General features: G+C 39.0%; 22 protein-coding genes and 2 tRNA genes. 9 read left to right on the forward strand and 15 right to left on the reverse strand.

The features are described from left to right. Window positions 1–228 precede the first annotated feature (228 nt). A tRNA-Val gene (locus tag HMPREF2732_RS04730) sits at window positions 229–304 on the forward strand. Between the two features lie 59 nt (window positions 305–363). Continuing rightward, window positions 364–439: transfer RNA gene (locus tag HMPREF2732_RS04735), tRNA-Val, on the forward strand. Between the two features lie 118 nt (window positions 440–557). On the opposite strand, the gene HMPREF2732_RS04740 is transcribed toward HMPREF2732_RS04735, so the two are convergent. The 3 genes from HMPREF2732_RS04740 to HMPREF2732_RS04750 all read right to left on the reverse strand — a co-directional run bounded on the left by HMPREF2732_RS04740 (window position 558) and on the right by HMPREF2732_RS04750 (window position 3,703). After that, window positions 558–1,550 (reverse strand): amidohydrolase family protein, encoded by a 993-nt coding sequence (locus HMPREF2732_RS04740; protein WP_070591571.1) that lies wholly within the window; start codon window positions 1,548–1,550, stop codon window positions 558–560. Window positions 1,551–1,740: 190 nt separating this feature from the next. Then, window positions 1,741–3,483, reverse strand: coding sequence for a DUF3413 domain-containing protein (locus HMPREF2732_RS04745; RefSeq protein WP_070591573.1), 1,743 nt, complete (start codon window positions 3,481–3,483; stop codon window positions 1,741–1,743). A 1-nt stretch (window position 3,484) separates the two neighbouring features. Then, the gene (locus tag HMPREF2732_RS04750; protein WP_005698664.1) at window positions 3,485–3,703 is read right to left on the reverse strand and encodes a YejL family protein; all 219 of its coding nucleotides are present in this window, start codon (window positions 3,701–3,703) and stop codon (window positions 3,485–3,487) included. Between the two features lie 139 nt (window positions 3,704–3,842). Here HMPREF2732_RS04750 and yejK point away from each other — a divergent pair, with 139 nt between their 5' ends. The 4 genes from yejK to cpxA all read left to right on the forward strand — a co-directional run bounded on the left by yejK (window position 3,843) and on the right by cpxA (window position 7,512). After that, a complete protein-coding gene (yejK, locus tag HMPREF2732_RS04755) occupies window positions 3,843–4,859 on the forward strand; it encodes a nucleoid-associated protein YejK (protein WP_049374949.1) in 1,017 nt (338 codons plus the stop codon). Between the two features lie 62 nt (window positions 4,860–4,921). Continuing rightward, on the forward strand, window positions 4,922–5,335 hold the full coding sequence (bamE, locus tag HMPREF2732_RS04760; protein WP_049365683.1) for an outer membrane protein assembly factor BamE: 414 nt from the start codon (window positions 4,922–4,924) through the stop codon (window positions 5,333–5,335). 63 nt (window positions 5,336–5,398) lie between these two features. Beyond that, window positions 5,399–6,109 (forward strand): response regulator, encoded by a 711-nt coding sequence (locus HMPREF2732_RS04765; RefSeq protein ID WP_070591575.1) that lies wholly within the window; start codon window positions 5,399–5,401, stop codon window positions 6,107–6,109. Then, a complete protein-coding gene (cpxA, locus tag HMPREF2732_RS04770) occupies window positions 6,109–7,512 on the forward strand; it encodes an envelope stress sensor histidine kinase CpxA (RefSeq protein WP_070591579.1) in 1,404 nt (467 codons plus the stop codon). Before HMPREF2732_RS04765 ends, cpxA begins: the two co-directional genes overlap by 1 nt. A gap of 39 nt (window positions 7,513–7,551) precedes the next feature. Here cpxA and HMPREF2732_RS04775 read toward each other — a convergent pair whose 3' ends face one another. After that, on the reverse strand, window positions 7,552–9,720 hold the full coding sequence (locus tag HMPREF2732_RS04775; RefSeq protein WP_070591580.1) for a heavy metal translocating P-type ATPase: 2,169 nt from the start codon (window positions 9,718–9,720) through the stop codon (window positions 7,552–7,554). Continuing rightward, window positions 9,707–9,916: a heavy-metal-associated domain-containing protein gene (locus tag HMPREF2732_RS04780; RefSeq protein WP_049356372.1), complete on the reverse strand. Its 210-nt coding sequence runs from the start codon at window positions 9,914–9,916 to the stop codon at window positions 9,707–9,709. Before HMPREF2732_RS04780 ends, HMPREF2732_RS04775 begins: the two co-directional genes overlap by 14 nt. Before the next feature lie 80 nt (window positions 9,917–9,996). Between HMPREF2732_RS04780 and cueR the strand changes: the two genes are divergently transcribed. Continuing rightward, the gene (gene cueR / locus HMPREF2732_RS04785) at window positions 9,997–10,383 is read left to right on the forward strand and encodes a Cu(I)-responsive transcriptional regulator (RefSeq protein WP_070591582.1); all 387 of its coding nucleotides are present in this window, start codon (window positions 9,997–9,999) and stop codon (window positions 10,381–10,383) included. Between the two features lie 2 nt (window positions 10,384–10,385). On the opposite strand, the gene metJ is transcribed toward cueR, so the two are convergent. Beyond that, a complete protein-coding gene (metJ, locus tag HMPREF2732_RS04790) occupies window positions 10,386–10,703 on the reverse strand; it encodes a met regulon transcriptional regulator MetJ (protein WP_005696757.1) in 318 nt (105 codons plus the stop codon). A gap of 226 nt (window positions 10,704–10,929) precedes the next feature. On the opposite strand from metJ, the gene aqpZ reads away from it, so the two are divergent. Further along, window positions 10,930–11,619, forward strand: coding sequence for an aquaporin Z (gene aqpZ / locus HMPREF2732_RS04795; protein ID WP_070591584.1), 690 nt, complete (start codon window positions 10,930–10,932; stop codon window positions 11,617–11,619). Between the two features lie 114 nt (window positions 11,620–11,733). Here the strand turns inward: aqpZ and galU are convergent, their stop codons facing one another. The 8 genes from galU to HMPREF2732_RS04835 form a co-directional block, all read right to left on the reverse strand. Then, window positions 11,734–12,621, reverse strand: a complete 888-nt coding sequence (galU, locus tag HMPREF2732_RS04800) for a UTP--glucose-1-phosphate uridylyltransferase GalU (protein ID WP_070591586.1) — start codon at window positions 12,619–12,621, stop codon at window positions 11,734–11,736. 223 nt (window positions 12,622–12,844) lie between these two features. Then, window positions 12,845–13,036: a carbon storage regulator CsrA gene (gene csrA, locus HMPREF2732_RS04805; RefSeq protein WP_070591591.1), complete on the reverse strand. Its 192-nt coding sequence runs from the start codon at window positions 13,034–13,036 to the stop codon at window positions 12,845–12,847. A 78-nt stretch (window positions 13,037–13,114) separates the two neighbouring features. Next, the gene (gene alaS, locus HMPREF2732_RS04810; RefSeq protein WP_070591595.1) at window positions 13,115–15,739 is read right to left on the reverse strand and encodes an alanine--tRNA ligase; all 2,625 of its coding nucleotides are present in this window, start codon (window positions 15,737–15,739) and stop codon (window positions 13,115–13,117) included. A 187-nt stretch (window positions 15,740–15,926) separates the two neighbouring features. Next, window positions 15,927–16,352 (reverse strand): universal stress protein UspA, encoded by a 426-nt coding sequence (gene uspA, locus HMPREF2732_RS04815; RefSeq protein ID WP_005698692.1) that lies wholly within the window; start codon window positions 16,350–16,352, stop codon window positions 15,927–15,929. A gap of 103 nt (window positions 16,353–16,455) precedes the next feature. Next, window positions 16,456–17,748 (reverse strand): Xaa-Pro aminopeptidase, encoded by a 1,293-nt coding sequence (gene pepP / locus HMPREF2732_RS04820; RefSeq protein WP_070591598.1) that lies wholly within the window; start codon window positions 17,746–17,748, stop codon window positions 16,456–16,458. A 12-nt stretch (window positions 17,749–17,760) separates the two neighbouring features. Further along, the gene (locus tag HMPREF2732_RS04825; protein WP_049356358.1) at window positions 17,761–18,309 is read right to left on the reverse strand and encodes a YecA/YgfB family protein; all 549 of its coding nucleotides are present in this window, start codon (window positions 18,307–18,309) and stop codon (window positions 17,761–17,763) included. A 111-nt stretch (window positions 18,310–18,420) separates the two neighbouring features. Further along, entirely contained in the window at window positions 18,421–20,067 is a 1,647-nt protein-coding gene (groL, locus tag HMPREF2732_RS04830; RefSeq protein ID WP_005696764.1) for a chaperonin GroEL, read from the reverse strand. Window positions 20,068–20,089: 22 nt separating this feature from the next. Continuing rightward, complete coding sequence (locus HMPREF2732_RS04835; protein ID WP_005629492.1) at window positions 20,090–20,380, reverse strand: co-chaperone GroES; 291 nt, start codon at window positions 20,378–20,380, stop codon at window positions 20,090–20,092. Between the two features lie 221 nt (window positions 20,381–20,601). Between HMPREF2732_RS04835 and aspA the strand changes: the two genes are divergently transcribed. After that, a complete protein-coding gene (gene aspA / locus HMPREF2732_RS04840; protein ID WP_070591602.1) occupies window positions 20,602–22,020 on the forward strand; it encodes an aspartate ammonia-lyase in 1,419 nt (472 codons plus the stop codon). A 61-nt stretch (window positions 22,021–22,081) separates the two neighbouring features. Here aspA and HMPREF2732_RS04845 read toward each other — a convergent pair whose 3' ends face one another. Continuing rightward, window positions 22,082–22,681, reverse strand: coding sequence for a DJ-1/PfpI family protein (locus HMPREF2732_RS04845; protein WP_070591604.1), 600 nt, complete (start codon window positions 22,679–22,681; stop codon window positions 22,082–22,084). Window positions 22,682–22,686: the final 5 nt, after the last annotated feature.

The raw sequence follows: 22,686 nt of genomic DNA on the forward strand, positions 1-22,686 counted from the left end.
AAACGCGTACGTACTTTTACATTCGGATCTAATTCAAAAGGAGGATCAATTTTCATTTTCTTAATAACCTATTCATTTACAAAAATTACCTTTATTTTACTACGACTTGCGTGAGTTCTAAATAAAAAATCTGATTTTATGCCTATTTTTGCAACAACTAGACGCTTTTTCATAAAAATATATTGACTGAAATCTCATTATACTTATAATGCCAATCCACAACATTAAGGGCGATTAGCTCAGTTGGGAGAGCACCTCCCTTACAAGGAGGGGGTCACTGGTTCGAGACCGGTATCGCCCACCACTTTTCTAAAGTGTTCTTTCCGCTCAAACTTTCCCATTATTTAAACGCTTTTCTTATGTGGGCGATTAGCTCAGTTGGGAGAGCACCTCCCTTACAAGGAGGGGGTCACTGGTTCGAGACCGGTATCGCCCACCACTTTTCTTAAAACCCTTTTTTAAATCAGTCAAATTAGCATTAGTTCTGTTTTATCTTATAAATAAAAACGGCCACAAAACGTTTCATTTTATGACCGCACTTTCATTAAATTTTTAGATTAAATCGGCTCTAAACCTAACACTTTGCGTCCATTGATACTGGCAATATCAACCATTGCATCAAGATGAGGGAAACGACAGCCCGCAGCCAGCAAGCTTAGTTCTTGCCATAAATCCCCTTCACAAAGTGGCACCATATAATCACAGATATTATCCGTACCTAACGCGACTGTAATTCCTTCCGGAATCATTTCATCTGCCGGTGTCAACGCATTATGGAAGGGCATCAAATCTTCTTTTCGGTTACTATCAATCCAGGCCATTGGGCAAGCAATCATCATCATTTTTGCCTGACGCATTTTTTCATAAAGCTTATAGCGGTATTCTTTGCTATGTGCACCAATGGAAATACCATGGATTGCCACTACTCTCCCTTCCATACCATGTTCAATGGTTTTATCACACAGCTGTTCGGTTTCTTTTTCTTTCGGAGAGTTAAATTGGTCCACGTGTACATGACACATAATGCCGCGAGATTTAGCCGCATCAAGTAAAATATCCATTGCTTCAAGGCCGCGCCCATAATCAAGCTCATCGCGATAAGGCAAGCCTCCAATCATATCCACCATATCCGAACCAATATCAAACCATTTGCGTGCTTCTGGCTCAATCACCCCTTTTAAGGTCTGATTTGCAAATTTCAAAATAATGTCATGTTTATAGACTTCGCGAGCTTTGTGCGCAGCAATGATGGCTCGGTCTTCACAAATCGGGTCAATATCTACAAAAGTACCAAATGCCGTCACCCCTTGGGAAATCATCAGCTCAATCGATTGACAGAAACGGGCGTAATAATCATCAACACTTGATGTACGTTTAACTTCGTCCACTAAATCCCATTTTTGTTGAAGATTACTATTGTGATAAATGCCAATTTTTTCGGGTGTCATTGTAAAAGCACGATCTGCGTGAGCATGGGCATTAACCCAGCCACCTTTTTTAATAATTTCGTCTCGAATAAACGTTTTAAAGCTACGAACGTGATTTCTCATAATAACTCCGCCAAAAAAGAAAGGAAAAGAGAGACGAGAAGTGTATTAATTGAAAAGCAAACCCAATAAGGATCTGATCTATTGTGAATTGTTTGCAATGTTATGAAAAATTCGCAGATTTTAATTAATAACATCTTTTCAGTCTTTCAACTGAATGCAAAGTATAAGATTTTAAGCGCAAAAAAGCTATCTATTTATTGATAAAAGAACGCTCTTGTTTGAAAACTTCCAAGAACAACCCAAGTGGTGGGCGGCTAGAAGATTGCTCCGTATAAGTGCGGTCAAATTTCTTATAGTTTCCTTTGCGATCAATGTGATACTGTGTGCCATCGGGCTGAATAATGACATTCCAACGGAAATTCGATGCCAACACCCAAGGATCGCCATTAAGCTCAAATAAATTACGGCCTTGTGCATAATCTGAAACAGGATTTTTCACTTTAAAGATTGATGACATCAATGCTGGTAATAAATCCGTATGGCTCGTTAATTTAGAGACTTCTTGCACCGGTAAATCTTTCCAGTAAACAATAAACGGCACTTGGATTTCATCACGACCGAAATAGTTTTCTTGTGCTTTTTCATCCAGTTTATTAAACGTTTTACCATGCTCTGCCGTAATAATAACAATCGTATTATCTAAGGAAACTGATGCTAAAGTGTCATCAATTTGTTGATCAATCTCCGCAAGCGATTTGGTGTAATTTTCTTCCGCTTGATCCGCAACATCTAAATCCACATAAGCAAACCAAGGTTTATCCTCTTTTAAGAGAGATAAAACGCTATTTATCGCTTCTTTTGGCGAAGAGGCTTTCACTTTAGGTAATTTCACATTACGGAACAAGGCTTGTTTAAATAAGCTGTCTTTAAATGCCGTAGACGAATAAGCAACAAATTGATATTTCTCGTCTTGTAGCTTTTTAATTAATACCGACGGTGTGTGATTACTCAAAATACTGTCCGTATAATTCGCATTCAGTCCATAGAATAAGCCTACTAAGCCGGCATTGTTCGTATTGCCGCTGCTGTAATGATTCGTAAATTGAGTAGAGCTTGTGGCAAACTCAAACAATTTAGGCATTTTCTCGCTAGTCAGCGCATCATAACGTAAGCCTGAAACGGTAATCACGAGAATATTGGGTTTGTTTTCCACTTGCTCAAACTGCAGGTCTTTTTTCGGATAATCAATTTTTAATGCATCTAAACGCCCTTCTTGCTCTAAGCGCTGAGAGTATGTTTCCGCATTAATAAATCCTTGTTTTTCCAAAAAGGTTCGAGCAGTCATTGGATAAGAAAGTGGGAAATTTGAGCGTTGCATGGTAATCGGACGATATAAAAATGCATCCGCCCAAGCGTAAATTAAATGTGTTGCAACAAAAGTAGATGTCAGCACTAATCCGACTTTCTTCAGCCATTTTTGACGTTCTAAGCTACGTAATTTTTCCCAACTCCAACGGGAGAAAAGCATTTGGATTAGCAAAATAATCGGCATCGGTGCAAAGAAAATTTGCCAATCTCGTGAAAGATCGCCCTTTTCAGGATTCACTAATAAATTCCAAACGATAGAAGAAAGGTGGATATTGAAGCGATTAAACACTTCTGTATCAAACAGCAATAAAGTGGTGCAAATCGTGGCAATAATTACCGTTAGTCCACGGAAAGTGCGGTGATTTTTGATGATAAAGCTCAGCGGAAAAATAACCAGCAAATACAGGGCAAAAACACAAAAACTGAAATGGCCTAATAAGCTAATAAAGAAATAAATTTTGCCGAGTAAGGTGTCTGGCCAGTCAATGAGAAAGGCGTAACGACTACCAATAAGAATGGCGATGATAATGTTAAAAAAAGCAAACCAATGTCCCCACGAAATTTTTCGTGAGGTTTCTTCACGGTATTCACGTCCGTTGAATTTGCTCTTTTTAAACCAAAACATTTTATTTTATTTTTACCGAATTCATTAAAGAGTTGGCAAAGGCTTGAGCTAAAGCTTCACGCTGTGCGGCTGGCACGCTAGTGGTTAATAAATTACTAGCCATATTACCTAAAGCGATAAGAGAAAGATCAACGGGTGCTTTGTGAGTTTCAAGCACGCTAATCATATCGTTAATGATGGCATTAACTTGCCCATCGGAATACTTTGAATGTTGAGCCATTTGGAATGTTTAAGCCTGTTCTAAATACAAAAAAACTTCTCATATCATACCCGATAATTTGTCCAATCTGAATAATTTCTTTTTTCTTGCTTAAAAAGTGCGGTTATAATTTAAGGTAAATTTTACGAAGGAAAAAATTATGAGCATTACGGTTAATCAAATCGTGCTACATCAATTAGTTAAGCACGCTGAAAATGAAACCACTACCATGGAAAGCGTGTTGCGTGATGAACTTCTCACCATTACGCCGGAAGTCGAACAAATGATGTTGCAATTACATCAAGGTTATCAAAATAAAGGCAAAGCATTTGGTGTCTTCCAAGAGAATTCCATTTTTGCACAAGATCTGAATCGTTTATTAGAAAATGAAATCAACTTTTTAAATTTCAGCCAACAATCCACAAAATTATTAGCGCAAGAATTGGGCAAATATAATTTTGCAGACAGTGGTACGCTTATTCTGTGCCAATATAACTTCTTAGCGACGGATTACCTATTCATTGCACTATTAGATAGCCGCATCAGTATGTTAGTTGATGAAAATCTTGAAATTCGCCGTACGGAATATTTAGATATCACACAGTTTGATATTGCGGCACGTATCAACTTAACGGATTTGCAAGTGAATGCAAACTCAAACCGCTATCTCACCTTCATTAAAGGTCGTGTTGGTCGTAAAATTAGTGACTTCTTTATGGATTTCTTAGGTGCAGAAGAAGGTTTAAATCCACAAGTTCAAAACCAATGCCTATTACAAGCAGTCAGTGACTACTGTGAACAAGGTGAATTGAACAAAGAACAAACTCAAGCGGTAAAAAAACAGGTCTTTGAATACTGTAAAGGCCAATTAGCAAGCGGTGATGAAATTGCCTTAACTGAACTTTCAGCGAATTTGCCGACTCTAAACGAGCGTCCTTTTGTCACCTTTACAGAAGAGCAAGATTACGGCTTGGAGGAAACCATTCCACCAGTACGTTCAGCCTTAAAAACATTAACGAAATTTTCGGGTTCTGGTAAAGGTGTGACATTAAGTTTTGATGCGGATTTATTAAATAACCGTATTGAATGGGATCCACTTACAGATACTTTAACAATCAAAGGGATACCACCAAATCTGAAAGATCAACTTCAAAAAGCATTAAAGTGCGATAATTAATTTGGCAAGATCATAAAGTTTCGGTATCATTCGACATAACTTTGCAGTAAAAGGTAAAAAATATGCAATTAAGAACATTTTTAGGTGCAGTTGTTTTAGCATTAAGTTTAACTTCTTGTTCAACGGTGCAAAAAGTTGTTTATCGTATTGATGTTCCACAAGGTAACTACTTAGAAGCAGCGACTGTGGCACAAGTTAAACCAGGCATGACCGCACAACAAGTACAATATTTGCTTGGCACACCAGTTTTAATCGATCCTTATAGTAACCTAACTTGGTATTACGTGTTCTTACAACAACACTCTTACCAAAAACCTGAACAACACACATTTACGGTGAAATTCGATCAGAACGGTTTAGTAAGCAGTGCAGAATTAGATAAGCCATTACCAGAAGTGGCAAAACAAGATGAAAATAATACTATTATCAGCACACCTGAAAATGCAGGTAAGAAAAGCTGGTGGAAATTCTGGTAATCATTAAAAAATAACACCTGCTTGTCATATCAAGCAGGTTCGTTGTATTACAAGGGAATGAAAATGTCAAAAATTCTATTGGTTGATGATGATATTGAACTAACAGATTTACTTGCTGAAGTTTTACGACTGACAGGTTTTGAAGTCGAGGTCGCCAATAATGGCCAAGAAGCGCTAGATAAGCTAAATGAAAGCCATCAGTTAGTGTTATTAGATATCATGATGCCTGTATTAAACGGGATTGAAACACTCAAGAAAATTCGCCAAACATCAAATGTCCCTGTAATGATGCTTACCGCACGTGGTGAAGAAATAGATCGTGTTCTTGGCTTAGAACTTGGTGCCGATGACTATTTACCAAAACCCTTTAACGATCGTGAACTGGTTGCTCGCATTAAAGCCATTTTACGTCGTGCTACGCCAGCAGAAAAAGAAAATACACAAAATTCAACCGCACTTTCATCAGAAGAAAATACATTAGAATTCTGTGGTTTAGTGCTTCATTCTGGTCTTCAACAAGCTTCTTATAACGGTCAAGATCTTGGTCTAACCGGCTCTGAATTTGCTCTACTTCATAAACTGGTACTTCGCCCAGGACAAATTGTCTCTCGCGAAGAATTAAGCATGAATGTACTTGGCAAACACCTTTCTCCTTTTGATCGCTCGATTGATATGCATATGTCAAACTTGCGCAAAAAACTCCCAGAAAGAGACAATGGCTTACCATGGCTGAAAACGCTACGTGGTCGTGGTTACTTGTTGGTTTGTGAATAATGCTTATCAAGAAATTCAGCTTAAATCAGCTCACGATACGCACATTTACTGTTTTTTGGTTGGCATTCTTTGCCATGACCGCACTTTTGGTCGCACTCCCTTATTTTGATAGCCGCTTATATTCTGACTTGAATCAAAACGAAATATCGAGCTATCAAAAGAAACTCGTTGAATCCATTCGTAACAATAGAATCACCGGTATCCTCGCTGGCGTACCAGTGCTTCCAACCGATAAATTTGACTCTGCTCGTCCTGTCATCATGACGCCGGAAAAAGAAATTTTTGGTGCTTTAGGCGAAGAAAGAATGCATATTGCTCAGTTCGCCCAAGAGTCAAGTAACTTTGCCCAACCACAACGTAAAACCTTTAAAGATATTCAAATTGCAGGCCCCTTTAAAGTCTATATTGGTGATTCCGACCAAGCCTCCGAATTATTCTTTGTGTCTAGAGCAAATGGTCAACAAGAAATTTTACGATATATGCTTGACCACCCTTGGGTCTTATTGCTCTTGACCTTAATTATTACAACCCCTTTACTTTGGTGGTTTACTCATACTATCGTCAAACCAATTACCAATTTACAAAAGGCGGCTAATAGCGTGGCGTTAGGAAACTTTAAGGTTGATAATGAATTAGTGAATCATGGTCCAGCAGAATTACGAGAAGTAGGACAAAGCTTTAACAAGATGTCGATTGCGATTGATAATCTGATTTCAAACCAACACAATCTACTTTCATCTATTTCTCATGAATTAAAAACACCGTTGACGCGTTTGCAACTTTCCACTGCTCTGGTTCGTCATCAAACAGGGGATATTGAACCAGTTAAACGCATTGAGAAAGAAATACAACGAATGGATAAAATGATCAGCGAGTTGTTACTCATTTCTCGCCAACAAATGCATTCTCAAATGGAGCATAATTTATTTCCTATTAATCAGCTTTGGGATGATGTGATCAAAGATGCCTTATTTGAAGCTGAGCAGCGCAAGATCGCCTGCGATGTCAATATTTCTATTTTACATCCTGAAAAACATATGATTTACGGCAACCTAAGCTTGCTTACCAGTGCGATTGAAAATATTATTCGAAATGCACTGAAATATACGAAAGATCGTATTTTCTTAACCATTGATTTACATAAAAATGAGCAGGATGATAATTGCCTACAAATTCGAGTAGATGATAATGGCTTAGGCCTACCACCAGAAGAGTTTGATAAAATCTTTAAGCCATTCTATCGAGTCGATGAAACTAGAACTCGAGCCACTGGCGGAACAGGATTAGGTTTAACGATTGTCTATAATGTTGTAAATGAGCACAATGGAAAAGTATGGGCTGAATCCAGCAATTTAGGCGGACTTGCCGTCACGATTCAACTTCCATTATGGAAACAACATTAATTCAAAAATAAAAGGCGATATTTTCATATCGCCTTTTTCTTATTTAATTTTCACTCGTTTTAATCGCAATGCATTGGATAACACAGAAAGCGAACTCATTGCCATGGCTGCCCCTGCCAAAACAGGACTTAAGTAGCCTAATGCCGCAAGTGGAATACCTAGCACATTATAAATCAAGGCAAAGAATAAATTTTGTTTGATATTCTTTAATGTTGCTCGGGAAATCATTAATCCATCAACTAACTGATCGACTGAATGCTGCATAAGTGTCGCCGATGCGGTTTGCTCTGCAACATCAGACCCGGATTTCATCGCAAAGCTTACATTAGCCATCGCTAACGCTGGTGCATCATTTACACCATCACCAACCATTGCTACCACTTTACCTTGCTGACGTAATGTCTCAATGTAGGCAGCTTTGTCACGTGGACTACAATTACCTTTCGCAGTTTTCACACCGACTTGTTGGGCAACATAATCAACGACAGATTGCTGATCGCCACTCATTATCACCACATCAATATTATGTTGATGTAAACGCTGAACCGCTTGCAAACTATCCTCTTTCAGACTGTCTGCTAATGCAAATGCACCGATTGGGTTGCCATCTACAGATACCGCAACAATACTCGCAATTTGCCAAATTTGAGGCATATTATCTGGTAAGGTTAATTCACAATAAGCCGGCTTACCGACTTTAACCAAACCTATTCCATCAATATGAGCAGAAATACCCTGCCCCACTTCGGAATGAACTGAAAGTGCGGTCGGAATTTCAAGTGATTTTTCCTGAGCCGTCAGGACTATTGCTTTAGCTAAAGGATGATTGGCATTTTGCTCAACGGAAGCTGCAATACGATATAAATCTTCCTCAGAATAGACCGCACTTTGTGGCTGCCAAACCTCTGCTATTTTGAGCTCTCCTTGAGTTAACGTTCCTGTTTTGTCTAATACCACCGTATCCACATGCGCCGCCTCTTCCATGGATGCCGCATCTTTAAACCAAATCCCTGCATTGACTGCTTTGCCCATTCCCACCATTATGGCAGCAGGTGTGGCAAGCCCTAACGCACAAGGACAAGCAATAACTAACACAGCAACCGAATGAATTAAGGCAGTAACCCAATCACCTTTTATCCACCAGGTTAATCCAAATGTTATCGCAGAAATTAATAACACGGCAGGTACAAATACTGCAGCGACTTTATCAGCAAAACGAGCAATCGGTGCTTTTGTACCCTGCGCCTCAGAGAGCGCTTTCATCATATCGCCCAATAGAGTTTGCTGACCGAGTTGATTGGCTCGATAAATAAGGCTACCTTGTGTCACCATAGCCCCCGCAAGCACAGGACTTTGAGACATTTTTTCTAATGGTTGAGATTCACCGGTTAAATGACTCTCATCGCACCAACCACTCCCCTGTTCAACTACGCCATCAGCTGCAATACGTTCACCTTGATTAGCCCTTAAAATATCGCCTATTTTTACTTGATCGAGAGGAATCGTTTCCCAACGATTTTCACGTTGAACACTCACTTGTTTTGGTGTGAGTTGTAACAATAGTCCTAAACTATTTAAGCTTTGTTTCTTCGTTCTTTCCTCAAGAAATTTCCCTAGGCTGACAAAACCAATTACCATCACCGATGCTTCAAAATAGACATGAGATGCGCCATCATGTCCCATTGACTGATGATAAAAAAGCATAAAGACCGAATAGAGATAAATCGCCAACGTACCAGTACTCACCAGTACATCCATATTGGCCAAACCACCTCTAATACTACCAATCGCACCTTTATAAAAAGGAATGGCTAACCAAAGTTGCACAATGCTCGCAAGAACAAATTGCCACATTGGTGGCATCATCCAAGAATGATGATTAAACATCATCCCGATCATTCCGATTAAAAAAGGAATGTTAATGAACAAAAGCAACCATAAACGCGGACTAATCTTCGTTTCATTAGGTGCGCTAGGCAGCACATTTTGCTTTAGAATGCCATTAAATCCCGCTTTTTGAATAATTGTCAAAATATCTTGTTCTGAAGCCTGAGATGAATCAAATACTACGTGCGCTTCCTCTGCCGCAAAATTCACACCCGCGTCAGAGACAAAATCATTTCGATTCAATACTTTCTCAATCCGATTAGCACAGGATTGGCAGGTCATCCCCTCGATTTGAATGGCTATTTTTTTATTCTGTTGCATCAAAACCTGCCTCTTCAATTGTTTCAATTAATTGTGCAATACTAACCGCACTTTCATCAAAGGTAATCACCGCTTTACCGTCATCAAGTGTTACAACAGCTTTTTCTACGCCATTAAGCTCTTCCAACACTCTTGTAACGCTTTTCACACAACCACCACAAGTCATCCCTGTTACATGTAATGTAATTGATTTCATATTTACTCCTTAATTATTGATATAGATTGAAATTGAGTTTACTATAAACCTTAACATAAGGTTAAGGTCAAGGATTTTTTATGAACATTAGTGAAGTAGCAAAATTAGTGGGTTTATCAAGTAAACAAATTCGGGATTATGAGAAGTCAGGCCTATTAAAGCCTGCACAGCGAAGCCTTTCTGGTTATCGCCATTATGAAGAAAAGGATTTAGAACGACTACGTTTTATTCGTCACTCTCGAGATGTTGGGTTTTCACTCCAACAAATCCACCAACTTTTGCAATTACAGGATAATCCCAATCGTAGTAGTCGGGAAGTGAAAGCACTCACGACACAACATATAAAAACATTGAATGAGCAAATTCATCACTTGCAAAAAATGGTAGAGGAATTGGAACAATGGCATAACGCTTGTCAGGGCAATGATTGCCCTGAATGCAGTATTTTGGAAGGATTAAAAGGATAAAATTAATATTCCCAGCTTTCAGGATCGATGCCTAAATCACGCATGATTTCTTTGGCATTTTCAGGAATCTCATCATGGCGTTCTTTCATTAAATCCGCATCAGTCGGTAATGGCTGACCAGTAAAAGCATGTAAGAACGCCTCACAAAGCAATTCACTATTTGTTGCATGGCGCAAACTTTTCAGCTGACGACGCGTACGCTCGTTCGTCAAAATTTCCAATACTTTAATTGGAATAGACACTGTAATTTTTTTGACTTGCTCGCTCTTTTTGCCATGCTCTGCATAAGGGCTAATATATTTGCCATCCCAGTTTGCCATAATGCACCTTAAATAACCTGATAATTTATCCGTATTTTAATGAAAAATAAGCAAAATGACAATCTAGACGGCTAAAAGTATAGCATGCTATTTCCCTTACATTCACTTACAAACATTTACAATAATTTGCAGAACTAAAAACCATTACTTTTGACTAAATGCCTGTTGCATTCGCAATACATTATTGTTATTTGAAGATAATGACATGTTTAATATGAGGTCTATTATGTCAAAAAAACTTTTTGCTGAATTCTTCGGCACATTTTGGTTAGTGTTTGGTGGTTGTGGTAGTGCAATCTTTGCCGCTTCTGTCAACCTAGGTATTGGTTATGTGGGCGTTGCATTTGCGTTTGGTTTAACCGTATTAACCATGGCTTATGCTGTAGGTCACATTTCTGGTGGTCACTTTAACCCAGCTGTAACACTTGGTTTAGTGGCAGGCGGTCGTTTCTCTGCGAAAGATGCTCTTCCATACATCGTTTCTCAAGTGGTTGGTGGCTTAGTAGCGGGTGCTGCACTTTATCTTATCGCATCAGGTAAAGCGGGCTTTGACGTGACTTCCGGTTTCGCATCTAATGGCTACGGCGAACACTCTCCTGAAGGTTATTCTTTAGAAGCGGTATTCGTAGCAGAAGTATTATTGACTGCATTCTTCTTATTAATCATCATGGGTTCAACGCATAAAAATGCAGCTGCAGGTTTTGCGCCAATTGCAATTGGTTTAGGCTTAACGTTAATCCACTTAATCAGCATTCCTGTATCAAATACCTCTGTAAACCCGGCTCGTAGTACTGCAGTTGCGGTATTCCAAGGTTCTTGGGCAATCGACCAATTATGGTTATTCTGGGTTGCGCCGATTATCGGTGGTATTTTAGGTGGTATTATCTACCGCACTTTATTAGCGAAAAATAACTAAGATTTCGTTTCATAGAAAAAGAAGAAGGCATCACCACGATGCCTTCTTTTTTATCTTTTATATTGTGTAATCCAAATATATAAATAAAAACCACCTTTCGGTGGTTTCACTCAATTATAAGGTTTTTGCAAGATCTTTTAGGAAAGCTTTAAACTCTTTACCTAATTTATCATGACGAAGACCATATTCTACAAAAGCTTCCATATAGCCAATCTTGTCACCACAGTCAAAGCTTCTGCCTGTCATATGGAATGCTTCAACAGTCTCTTTCTCAATAAGCATATCGATTGCATCCGTTAATTGGATTTCATCGCCCACGCCAACAGGTGTTCTTTCTAATAAATCCCAAATTTCAGCAGAGAACACATAACGGCCAACAACAGCAAGATTTGATGGTGCCTCTTCCACAGATGGTTTTTCAACAATGCTGTTAATTTTAACACTATCACCGCCTTTTAACTCTACGCCACCACAATCCGCGATACCATAGCTACTCACTTCATCCGCGGCAACAGGCGCTACCATAATTTGGCTTGCTTGTGTTTCTTTAAAACGTTTAATCATTGCTGAAAGATTTTCTTTCTTTTGATTTGCCGTAAAATCTGCTAAAAGCACATCAGGTAACACCACTGCAAACGGCTCGTTTCCAACGACAGAACGACCACATAGCACAGCATGACCTAAACCTTTCGCATTGCCTTGACGAACGTGCATGATGGTTACATCTTTAGGACAAATAGAACGAACCTCTTCTAAAAGTTGACGTTTAACACGTTTCTCAAGCATGGTTTCCAACTCAAAAGACGTATCAAAGTGGTTTTCAATCGCATTTTTAGAAGAATGTGTGACTAACACGATTTCTTTGATACCAGCTGCGACACATTCATTCACAACATATTGAATCAGTGGTTTATCCACAAGTGTCAACATTTCTTTTGGAATCGCTTTTGTTGCTGGCAACATACGGGTGCCTAGACCGGCTACGGGAATAATTGCTTTCATTGATTTTCCTTTTTGTTTTAATATGGAATGACCACACTTCTATACTAAAAGTGCGGTCATTATTTATTAAATTTTGATAGATTTAAGTTGGAAAAGTTCCTTCTCTACCTTTATAACTCAAATTTCCGTTATTTTAAAATCTTGCAAACCAATGGGTTTAATTTTTTGAAAAACGTTAATTAAATTATAAATAGAATGTAAAACATTCATAAAACTCGTTGGTCTAAGATGCCCCATCTATATGTTCATCTTTTGACTGCAGAATTCGTTGGTAAATTTCCTCTCGGTGAACGGATACTTCTTTAGGCGCTTGCACACCGAGTTTGACTTGGTTTCCACGTACACTCAAAACCGAGATAGAAATATCGTCTCCAATGAGAACACTTTCGCCAACTTTTCGAGTTAAGATTAACATCTTTTATCTCCTTAGTTTGCATTTATTAGATATCCCTATCAATCAAGTAAAGATCGGCATCCCACCGACCTGCTTGTACTACAGATTATTGCTTAACCAGTTTTGTGCGACAGTTAATGCTAGATTCACATTTTCTGGTTGGGAGCCTCCTGCCATTGCCATATCAGGGCGACCACCGCCTTTCCCACCAACTTGCTGAGCCATTAAATTCACTAGCTCACCAGCCTTCACTTTAGTAGTTAAATCGCTTGTTACGCCAACGACGAGGTTGACTTTATCATCTAAAATAGATGCAAATACAATTACGCCTGAACCAAGTTGATTTTTTAAATCATCAACCATCACACGTAACGATTTAGTTTCAATTCCGTCTAGTTGATGTACGATTACAGAAACATCATTAATTTTAACCGCACTTTTCACTAAATCGGAACCCGCTTGCATTGCGGCTTTTTCTTTTAATCCTTGTAATTCTTTTTCTGCTTTCTTCGCTTTATCTTGAAGTTGCTGAATTTTCTCAACAAGGGTATTAACGTCAGATTTAAACAAATCTGCACTTTGAGTGAGAATACGTTGTTGGTTATGTAACCAATTAATTGCATTTTCACCCGTTACCGCTTCAATACGACGAACACCTGCTGCAACTGCAGTTTCCGCCACAATTTTAAATAAACCGATATCACCGGTACGTTTAGCATGAATGCCACCACAAAGTTCAACGGAGAAATCTCCCATTGTTAAAACGCGTACCACATCAGCATATTTTTCACCGAATAACGCCATTGCACCTTTCGCTTTTGCCGCTTCGATATCCATTATGTCCGTTTGAACTACAAAATTCTCACGCACTTTTTGGTTCACCAACGTTTCAATTTCATTAAGCTGTGCTTTGGTAATCGCTTCCGGATGAGCAAAGTCAAAACGTAATGCGGTATCAGATACTAACGATCCTTTTTGCACTACATGGTGACCTAAAACTTGACGCAATGCGGCATGTAATAAGTGTGTAGCTGAATGGTTAAGTGACGTTTGATGACGTCTTGCTGCATCTACAACCGCATTGACTGTTTGTCCGACTTTTAAAGTACCTTGCTCTAACTCACCAATATGACCAAATACTTGACCATATTTTTGAGTATCTTTTACATTAAACTGAATACCTTGAGAGGTTAAATAACCACTGTCACCAATTTGACCACCTGATTCCGCATAGAATGGAGTGTTTTCTAAAATCACCACGGCACTTTGGCCTGCAGTAATACTCTCTACTGATTTACCATCATGGAAAAGTGCGGTCACTTTGGCTAAAGATTCTGATTCAGTATAGCCTTCAAATTTTGTTTCACCTTCTACACGAATAACACTGTTGTAATCCATGCCGAATTGGCTTGCAGATTGTGCGCGTAAGCGTTGTGCTTCCATTTCACGCTCAAAACCTGCTTCATCAATTGCAATATCACGCTCGCGACATACGTCCGCTGTTAAATCAAGTGGGAAGCCATAAGTATCATAAAGTTTAAAGGCGACTTCACCTGACAACACACCATCTTTCACTTGAGCAAGCGCATCGTCTAATAAGCTTAATCCGCGCTCTAATGTACGAGCAAATTGTTCTTCTTCTAAACGAAGTAATTTTTCGACATTCGCTTGTTTTTCCTTAACTTCTTTGCCGGCTTCCGCCATGACTTCAATTAAGGTTGGCACAAGTTTGTAGAAGAATGCTTCTTTAGCACCTAACAAGTGACCATGACGTACCGCTCGACGGATAATACGACGTAATACATAACCGCGACCTTCGTTTGATGGAATTACGCCATCTGCAATTAAATAGGCACAAGAACGAATGTGGTCTGCAATTACGCGTAATGATTTATTGGTTAAATCTGTTGTTCCGACGATTTCAGCTGTTTTCGCAATTAATTTTTGGAAAATATCGATCTCATAGTTAGAGTTTACGTGCTGTAATACAGCAGAAATACGCTCTAACCCCATCCCAGTATCAACAGATGGACGTGGTAATTTTTCCATTGTGCCGTCTGCTTGACGGTTAAATTGCATGAATACCACGTTCCAAATTTCGATATAACGGTCACCATCTTCTTCAGGTGAACCTGGAGGTCCCCCCCAAATGTGCTCACCGTGATCGTAGAAAATTTCGGTACATGGGCCACAAGGACCGGTATCACCCATTGCCCAGAAGTTATCTGATGCATAAGGCGCACCTTTGTTATCACCGATACGAATAATACGCTCTGCTGGCACACCAACTTCTTTATGCCAAATATCATAAGCTTCATTATCAGTTTCATACACGGTTACCCATAATTTTTCTTTTGGTAACCCGAGCCATTGTGGAGAGGTTAAGAACTCCCACGCAAAATTAATCGCATCATGTTTGAAATAGTCGCCAAAGCTGAAGTTGCCTAGCATTTCAAAGAAAGTATGGTGACGCGCCGTATAACCGACGTTTTCTAAGTCATTATGCTTACCACCTGCGCGTACACAACGTTGTGCTGTTGTCGCACGTGTGTAAGGACGTTTGTCCATACCAAGGAACACGTCTTTAAATTGGTTCATACCGGCATTAGTGAAAAGCAATGTCGGATCATTTTCAGGCACAAGCGAACTACTTGCGACGACCTGATGCCCCTTGCTATGGAAAAAATCAAGGAATGACTGTCTAATTTCTGCTGTTGTTTTCATTGATAAAACCTTGTGTCTCTATCTCGATCACGATTTATAAAAAAGCTCACTATTCTTGCATATTTTGACCTAGAGAAAAAGGCTTTTTCACTGATCTTAAAAAAGAAAACCGCACTCTACTGCATTAATTGAGAAGTGCGGTTAAAATTTACGTTATTTTAATAGGGCTAAAAATAATTTTTGATCACTATTCGTCGCGAAGTGGCACAACCAACATATCAATTTTAATCGTATTCATCACTTGACGTGTTGAAGACATTAATTTACTCCAGAAATCTTGGTGATGACCTGTCACTAATAGATCTACATCATACTGATCAATAGCGTCTGTCAAAACTTGACCTAAATCACCGCTACCGCTCAATTTTTCTTTTATTGGATAACCCGCATGTTCCGCTAAATTAATTAGCGCTTTTTGGGTTTCGCTCGAGATTCTATCTTGCATAGATGACATATTGACATCAATTAAACCAGTATAGAGATCCGAGAAGTTTACATCTACATGGATGATGGAAAGTTGCGCATCATTACGTTTTGCAATTCCCACAGCTTTTTTGAGTAGAAATTCACTTTCATCAGAAAGATCTACCGCAACTAAAACGTGTTTGTACATAATCGACTCCTTACTGATTTGATTGGTCTTTTTTATCTGACAGTATATTAGCAGCTTAACTGGACAAAAAACTTGCACTAGATCACATTTTTGAGAATTCTTCTCAATTTTTCATTAAATTTTCAATGTCATCGATTTCTTTTGGTGCCGCCGCGGTCAGATTTTTATTGCCATATTCTGTCATGAGCAAGTTATCCTCGATACGCACGCCAATGCCTTTATATTGAGCAGGCACATCCGCCTCTTCTGAAATATAAATACCTGGCTCAACTGTGATGATCATCCCTACTTCAAGTGTACGGCTACGTTCATCATCATAACGGCCAACATCGTGCACATCCAAGCCAAGCCAATGGCCTAAACCATGCATATAAAATTGACGATAAGCTTTTTCTTCAATCAGCTTATCGACATCCCCTTTCAGAATGCCTAAATCCACCAAGCCTTGAGTTTTAATACGGATCACTTCATCATTAGCCAGTTTAATTGAATTACCAGGCACTAATAACTCAATCGCGCGTTTTTGTGCTTTTAACACTAATTCATAAATCTCACGTTGAGGCTGAGTAAATTTACCATTCACCGGAAATGTACGTGTGATATCACCTGCATACATAGCAAATTCACAACCAGCATCAATTAACACAAGATCGCCATCTTTCAATGGTTGATCATTTTCAGTGTAGTGCAAAATACAGGCATTATCACCACCAGCAACAATGGAGTTATAAGATGGAAATCTTGCTCCATGACGATTAAATTCATGCAGAATTTCGCTTTCTATTTCATATTCAAAACGATTTGGGCGAGTCACTTGCATCGCTTTAATATGTCCGAACGCAGTAATCTGTCCCGCTTGCTGCATTAAGCGAATTTCGTTTGGAGATTTGATTAAGCGCATTTCACTTAACATCGGCTGCCAATCAAAAACAGCATAAAATTTCACCGCAGTTTCAGCTAATAATTTATCCCCCCAAGGATGACGATCGGCCACATGATAAAGTGCGGTCAATTTTTCCGTTAATTTTGGAAATTCTGTTTTAAAATCATCGATAGAATATGCTTCATCGACATTGAGTTTTTGCGGTGCTCGCTCAACGCCTAATCGGCGACCATTCCAGGTTTCAAGCAAAGGATCTCGCGGACGCAGAAATACAATCGCCTTTTCAGCCTCTTCCGTCTTTATCAATAACAACGCTGCATTTGGCTCATTAAATCCCGTTAAATACCAAAAGTAACTGTCTTGACGGAAAGGAAAATCGCAGTCGTTATTACGACGCTTTTCAATTTCGGAAAATAGCAATAAAGCAGAATTTAGCTGCATTTGTGCGAATACTTTTTGACGACGTTCTGTAAATTCCTCTTGCGGTAATGCCGCCATGTATGCGAGATCCATGTTTCGCTCCTTTTAATGTAATATCGGTTTTATTTCTTGTGCATCATCGTTGAAATGGGTGTAAAACAACATCGCAATGGTGCGAACATATTCAATAATTTCTTCTAATGCTTCAGCAAGCTCTTCTTCATCATCTTCTTCATCATAACCAAGTTGACAAATATCTTGTAAATCATCTACCGCTTCGCCAATTTCGCCTTTTTCTTTACCCAATTCAGTCTGAACAAGCCCTAAACCCAGTAAAAATTGGTTTGCCCAGTCTGATAGACTGTCTGCACGTGCAAACACGCTCTCATCTTCGGTTAAGCCTAATTCAAAATCAAATCCTTCTACATCCCCTAAGGTTTTACCAATCTGTTCATAGATTTCGGTAATCGGCTGAATTAATGCGGTTGGATAGGCGTGGTTATCGTTACTGAATTGATATAAAAGCGGTAACCAGCTTTGATCTTTCAGTCCACCACAAATTAAGCCGCTCAAAAAGCCATGTAATTCAGTTGCATTAATACCAATACCGGCAGATTTGAGTTGTTGATTAAGTTCAGTTTGGGAAATTGTCATTGTTATACCTATAAAATCATCGAAAACCATTAAAGTGTAGCACCACACATATAAAAATGCGATCGCATTTCTATAAAGAAAAACGATCGCACTTTCTTTTGCAAAGGGGAATTACATCATTCCGCCCATGCCTCCCATACCGCCCATGCCGGCAGCACCTAAATCGGCTTTATCATCTTTTGGAAGATCGGTCACCATACATTCTGTGGTAATCATTAAGCCTGCTACAGAAGCCGCGAATTGTAATGCAGAACGAGTGACTTTAGTTGGATCTAGAATACCCATTTCGATCATATCGCCGTACTGTTCGGTACCTGCGTTATAACCAAAGTTTCCTTCACCATTTTTAACCGCACTTGCCACAACAGATGCTTCTTCACCTGCGTTAGTGACGATTTGACGAAGTGGCGCTTCCATTGCACGTAATGCAAGTTTGATACCTACATCTTGTTCTTCGTTATCACCTTTTAAGGTTGCCGCGACTTTGGTTGCAGCACGAACTAATGCAACACCACCACCCGCAACGATACCTTCTTCAACTGCGGCACGAGTTGCGTGTAATGCATCATCCACACGATCTTTTTTCTCTTTCATTTCAACTTCAGTTGCTGCACCTACTTTGATTACAGCCACACCGCCGGCAAGTTTAGCTACGCGTTCTTGAAGTTTTTCTTTGTCATAATCAGACGTTGATTCTTCGATTTGCTGACGAATTTGCGCTACGCGACCTTTGATTTGAGCTTCATCACCCACACCATCGATAATCGTGGTGTTGTCTTTATTGATGACAACACGTTTTGCTTGACCTAAATCTTCTAATGTCGCTTTTTCAAGTTCCATACCGATTTCTTCAGAAATCACGGTACCAGCAGTTAAGATCGCAATATCTTGTAACATTGCTTTACGACGATCACCAAAACCAGGTGCTTTCACTGCAGCTACTTTTACGATACCGCGCATGGTGTTCACTACTAAAGTTGCAAGTGCTTCACCTTCGATATCTTCAGCAATAATTAATAATGGTTTGCCCGCTTTCGCGACACCTTCTAATACTGGAAGTAATTCGCGAATGTTTGATACTTTTTTATCTACTAAAAGAATGTACGGATTATCTAATTCAACAGTCGCCGTTTCTGGTTTGTTGATGAAATAAGGTGATAAGTAACCACGATCGAATTGCATCCCTTCCACAACCGCTAATTCATCATCAAGACCTGTACCATCTTCTACAGTAATCACGCCTTCTTTACCTACTTTTTCCATTGCTTGAGCAATTAATTGACCCACAATGCTGTCAGAGTTTGCAGAAATTGTTCCCACTTGCTCAATTTCTTTAGAGGTTTCGCAAGGTTTAGATAAATTTTTAAGCTCAGAAACAACCGCACTTACCGCTTTATCGATACCACGTTTTAAATCCATTGGATTCATACCCGCAGCCACAGCCTTTAAGCCTTCATTTACGATAGCTTGAGCAAGAACTGTTGCTGTCGTTGTACCGTCACCTGCTGCATCATTGGCTTTAGAGGCAACCTCTTTCACCATTTGTGCACCCATGTTTTCAAATTTATCTTCTAGTTCAATTTCACGTGCGACAGATACACCATCTTTAGTGATGGTTGGTGCGCCAAATGATTTATCTAAAATGACATTACGACCTTTAGGGCCAAGGGTCACTTTTACTGCATCGGCTAATACATTCACGCCTTTAAGCATTTTTACGCGTGCATCGTTACCAAATTTTACGTCTTTTGCTGCCATTTTCTTTTTTCCTTAATTTAAATTATTCAACAATCGCCAAAATGTCGTTTTCAGAAATGATTAACACTTCTTCACCATCGATTTTTTCACTTTTCACGCCATAACCATCATTGAAAATGACTGTATCGCCAACTTTTACATCTAAAGGTTGAACGGTACCATTTTCCAAAATACGACCTTTACCCACTGCCAATACTTTCGCACGGGTTGATTTAGTCGCCGCTGAACCGGTTAATACAATACCGCCAGCTGAACGAGTTTCTACTTCTTCACGTTTAATGATTACACGATCGTGTAAAGGACGAATATTCATGATTAATTTCCTTCTTATTAAAATAAAGTGTTTTAAATGTGGGGATAACTTTTTCGGTTTCAAGGGGATAAATAAAAAAATTTCACCCTAAAAAAATTTATGCGAGAAATGAAAATATCTCTTATACGTCTTATTTGAAATGTGATCCATGTCAAATTTATTTTCTATGTAAATTCCTATAATTACCTCAAATTAATTAACAACCAAAAAAGGTGATTAAAATGACTCAATACAGAAAAGAAGTGGATTTATTAGGTGAACGTGATGTGCCAGCTGATGCATACTGGGGTATCCATACCTTAAGAGCAGTTGAAAACTTCAATATTTCTAATGTAACCATTTCTGATGTACCGGAATTTGTTCGCGGCATGGTAATGGTTAAAAAAGCGACTGCCCTAGCGAATGGTGAATTAGGTGCTATTCCAAGTGATATTGCAAAAGCGATTGTGGCGGCTTGTGATGAAATTCTTACCACGGGGAAATGCTTAGATCAATTCCCATCTGACGTGTATCAAGGTGGTGCCGGTACTTCTGTGAATATGAATACCAACGAAGTAGTTGCTAACCTCGCGCTTGAAAAAATTGGTCATAAAAAAGGTGAATATGATGTTATTAACCCAATGGACCACGTGAACGCTAGCCAATCTACCAACGATGCATATCCTACCGGTTTCCGTATTGCAGTATATAACAGCATTTTGAAACTTATCGACAAAATCCAATACTTACATGATGGTTTCGATAATAAAGCAAAAGAATTTGCTAAAATTTTAAAAATGGGTCGTACCCAATTACAAGATGCGGTACCGATGACAGTTGGTCAAGAGTTTAAAGCGTTTGCCGTATTACTTGAAGAAGAAGTACGTAATTTAAAACGTACCGCTGGATTACTCCTTGAAGTCAACCTTGGTGCAACCGCAATCGGTACTGGTTTAAACACACCACAAGGTTATACAGAATTAGTAGTAAAACACCTTGCCGAGGTAACTGGATTACCTTGCGTACCCGCTGAAAACTTAATCGAAGCAACATCTGACTGTGGTGCTTATGTCATGGTTCATGGTGCATTAAAACGTACCGCAGTAAAACTATCTAAAGTATGTAACGACTTACGTTTACTCTCTTCTGGTCCACGTGCAGGTATTAAAGAAATTAACTTACCTGAATTACAAGCGGGTTCTTCTATCATGCCTGCAAAAGTAAACCCTGTTATTCCAGAAGTGGTAAACCAAGTTTGCTTTAAAGTAATTGGTAACGATACTACCGTTACTTTCGCATCTGAAGCGGGTCAATTACAATTAAACGTAATGGAACCAGTGATTGGGCAAGCAATGTTTGAATCTATCGACATCTTAACCAATGCTTGCGTGAACTTACGCGATAAATGTGTAGACGGTATTACTGTAAACAAAGAAATTTGTGAAAACTACGTATTTAACTCAATCGGTATCGTGACTTACTTAAATCCATTTATCGGTCACCATAATGGCGACTTAGTGGGTAAAATCTGTGCTCAAACCGGTAAAGGCGTACGTGAAGTTGTATTAGAAAAAGGTTTATTAACAGCAGAACAATTAGATGATATCCTTTCTGTAGAAAACTTAATGAACCCAACTTATAAAGCGAAATTAAATAAATAATCTCGCTGAGGTATAAAAAGAGCGGTCAATTTTGACCGCTCTTTTGTTTAATCTAAAACTATTATTCATATCCATAGAGTCGAGCAAAATTATCTACACTAGGATCTTTTTGCCAATGATATTCGGTGTGGTTAGCAATGTCTTGAGCTAAGTCATTGCCGTAATAATCAGCAATAAACCCAAGCACCATATCCATACCAGCAGAAACACCTGATGAAGTGTAAAACTTCCCCTCTTTCACCCATCTTGCAACAGCTTGCCATTTTACAGCTGGGCGACATTGTTTTACCCATTCAAAAGATTTTTTATTAGAAGTCGCTTTTAGGCTATCTAATAGCCCCGTACAAGCTAATAATGCTGAACCTGTACAAACACTGAGACAAATCTCTGACTCATCAATCCATTCACCAAGCTGATTAATAAATTGTTCATCTTTTACTAACTGACGGGTTCCCTGTCCCCCAACAACCAATAACACACTATGAGGTAATAAATGTTTTAGCTTTTCTGTTTCAATATAAAATCCTTGCTTACTTCGAATTAATCCACCAATTTGAGATACATAGTGAAGCTTAACATTAGGGACTCTTGCTAAAAACTCAATAGGCCCCATTAGATCTAACGTTTCATAGTCATCAAAGACAAGGCAATAAATGTCCATTTTAT

It is taken from the genome of Haemophilus sp. HMSC061E01 (assembly GCF_001810345.1).
Taxonomy (GTDB): domain Bacteria; phylum Pseudomonadota; class Gammaproteobacteria; order Enterobacterales; family Pasteurellaceae; genus Haemophilus_D.

Coding starts and splice junctions, on each gene's coding strand:
- galU (WP_070591586.1), bottom strand. CDS start 12,621: ATGAAAGCAATTATTCCCGTAGCCGGTCTAGGCACCCGTATGTTGCCA.
- HMPREF2732_RS04845 (WP_070591604.1), bottom strand. CDS start 22,681: ATGGACATTTATTGCCTTGTCTTTGATGACTATGAAACGTTAGATCTA.
- HMPREF2732_RS04775 (WP_070591580.1), bottom strand. CDS start 9,720: ATGCAACAGAATAAAAAAATAGCCATTCAAATCGAGGGGATGACCTGC.
- pepP (WP_070591598.1), bottom strand. CDS start 17,748: ATGGATCTCGCATACATGGCGGCATTACCGCAAGAGGAATTTACAGAA.
- HMPREF2732_RS04750 (WP_005698664.1), bottom strand. CDS start 3,703: ATGGCTCAACATTCAAAGTATTCCGATGGGCAAGTTAATGCCATCATT.
- cueR (WP_070591582.1), top strand. CDS start 9,997: ATGAACATTAGTGAAGTAGCAAAATTAGTGGGTTTATCAAGTAAACAA.
- HMPREF2732_RS04740 (WP_070591571.1), bottom strand. CDS start 1,550: ATGAGAAATCACGTTCGTAGCTTTAAAACGTTTATTCGAGACGAAATT.
- HMPREF2732_RS04825 (WP_049356358.1), bottom strand. CDS start 18,309: ATGACAATTTCCCAAACTGAACTTAATCAACAACTCAAATCTGCCGGT.
- uspA (WP_005698692.1), bottom strand. CDS start 16,352: ATGTACAAACACGTTTTAGTTGCGGTAGATCTTTCTGATGAAAGTGAA.
- csrA (WP_070591591.1), bottom strand. CDS start 13,036: ATGTTAATCTTAACTCGAAAAGTTGGCGAAAGTGTTCTCATTGGAGAC.
- cpxA (WP_070591579.1), top strand. CDS start 6,109: ATGCTTATCAAGAAATTCAGCTTAAATCAGCTCACGATACGCACATTT.
- aqpZ (WP_070591584.1), top strand. CDS start 10,930: ATGTCAAAAAAACTTTTTGCTGAATTCTTCGGCACATTTTGGTTAGTG.
- metJ (WP_005696757.1), bottom strand. CDS start 10,703: ATGGCAAACTGGGATGGCAAATATATTAGCCCTTATGCAGAGCATGGC.
- groL (WP_005696764.1), bottom strand. CDS start 20,067: ATGGCAGCAAAAGACGTAAAATTTGGTAACGATGCACGCGTAAAAATG.
- bamE (WP_049365683.1), top strand. CDS start 4,922: ATGCAATTAAGAACATTTTTAGGTGCAGTTGTTTTAGCATTAAGTTTA.
- HMPREF2732_RS04745 (WP_070591573.1), bottom strand. CDS start 3,483: ATGTTTTGGTTTAAAAAGAGCAAATTCAACGGACGTGAATACCGTGAA.
- HMPREF2732_RS04765 (WP_070591575.1), top strand. CDS start 5,399: ATGTCAAAAATTCTATTGGTTGATGATGATATTGAACTAACAGATTTA.
- alaS (WP_070591595.1), bottom strand. CDS start 15,739: ATGAAAACAACAGCAGAAATTAGACAGTCATTCCTTGATTTTTTCCAT.
- HMPREF2732_RS04780 (WP_049356372.1), bottom strand. CDS start 9,916: ATGAAATCAATTACATTACATGTAACAGGGATGACTTGTGGTGGTTGT.
- aspA (WP_070591602.1), top strand. CDS start 20,602: ATGACTCAATACAGAAAAGAAGTGGATTTATTAGGTGAACGTGATGTG.
- yejK (WP_049374949.1), top strand. CDS start 3,843: ATGAGCATTACGGTTAATCAAATCGTGCTACATCAATTAGTTAAGCAC.
- HMPREF2732_RS04835 (WP_005629492.1), bottom strand. CDS start 20,380: ATGAATATTCGTCCTTTACACGATCGTGTAATCATTAAACGTGAAGAA.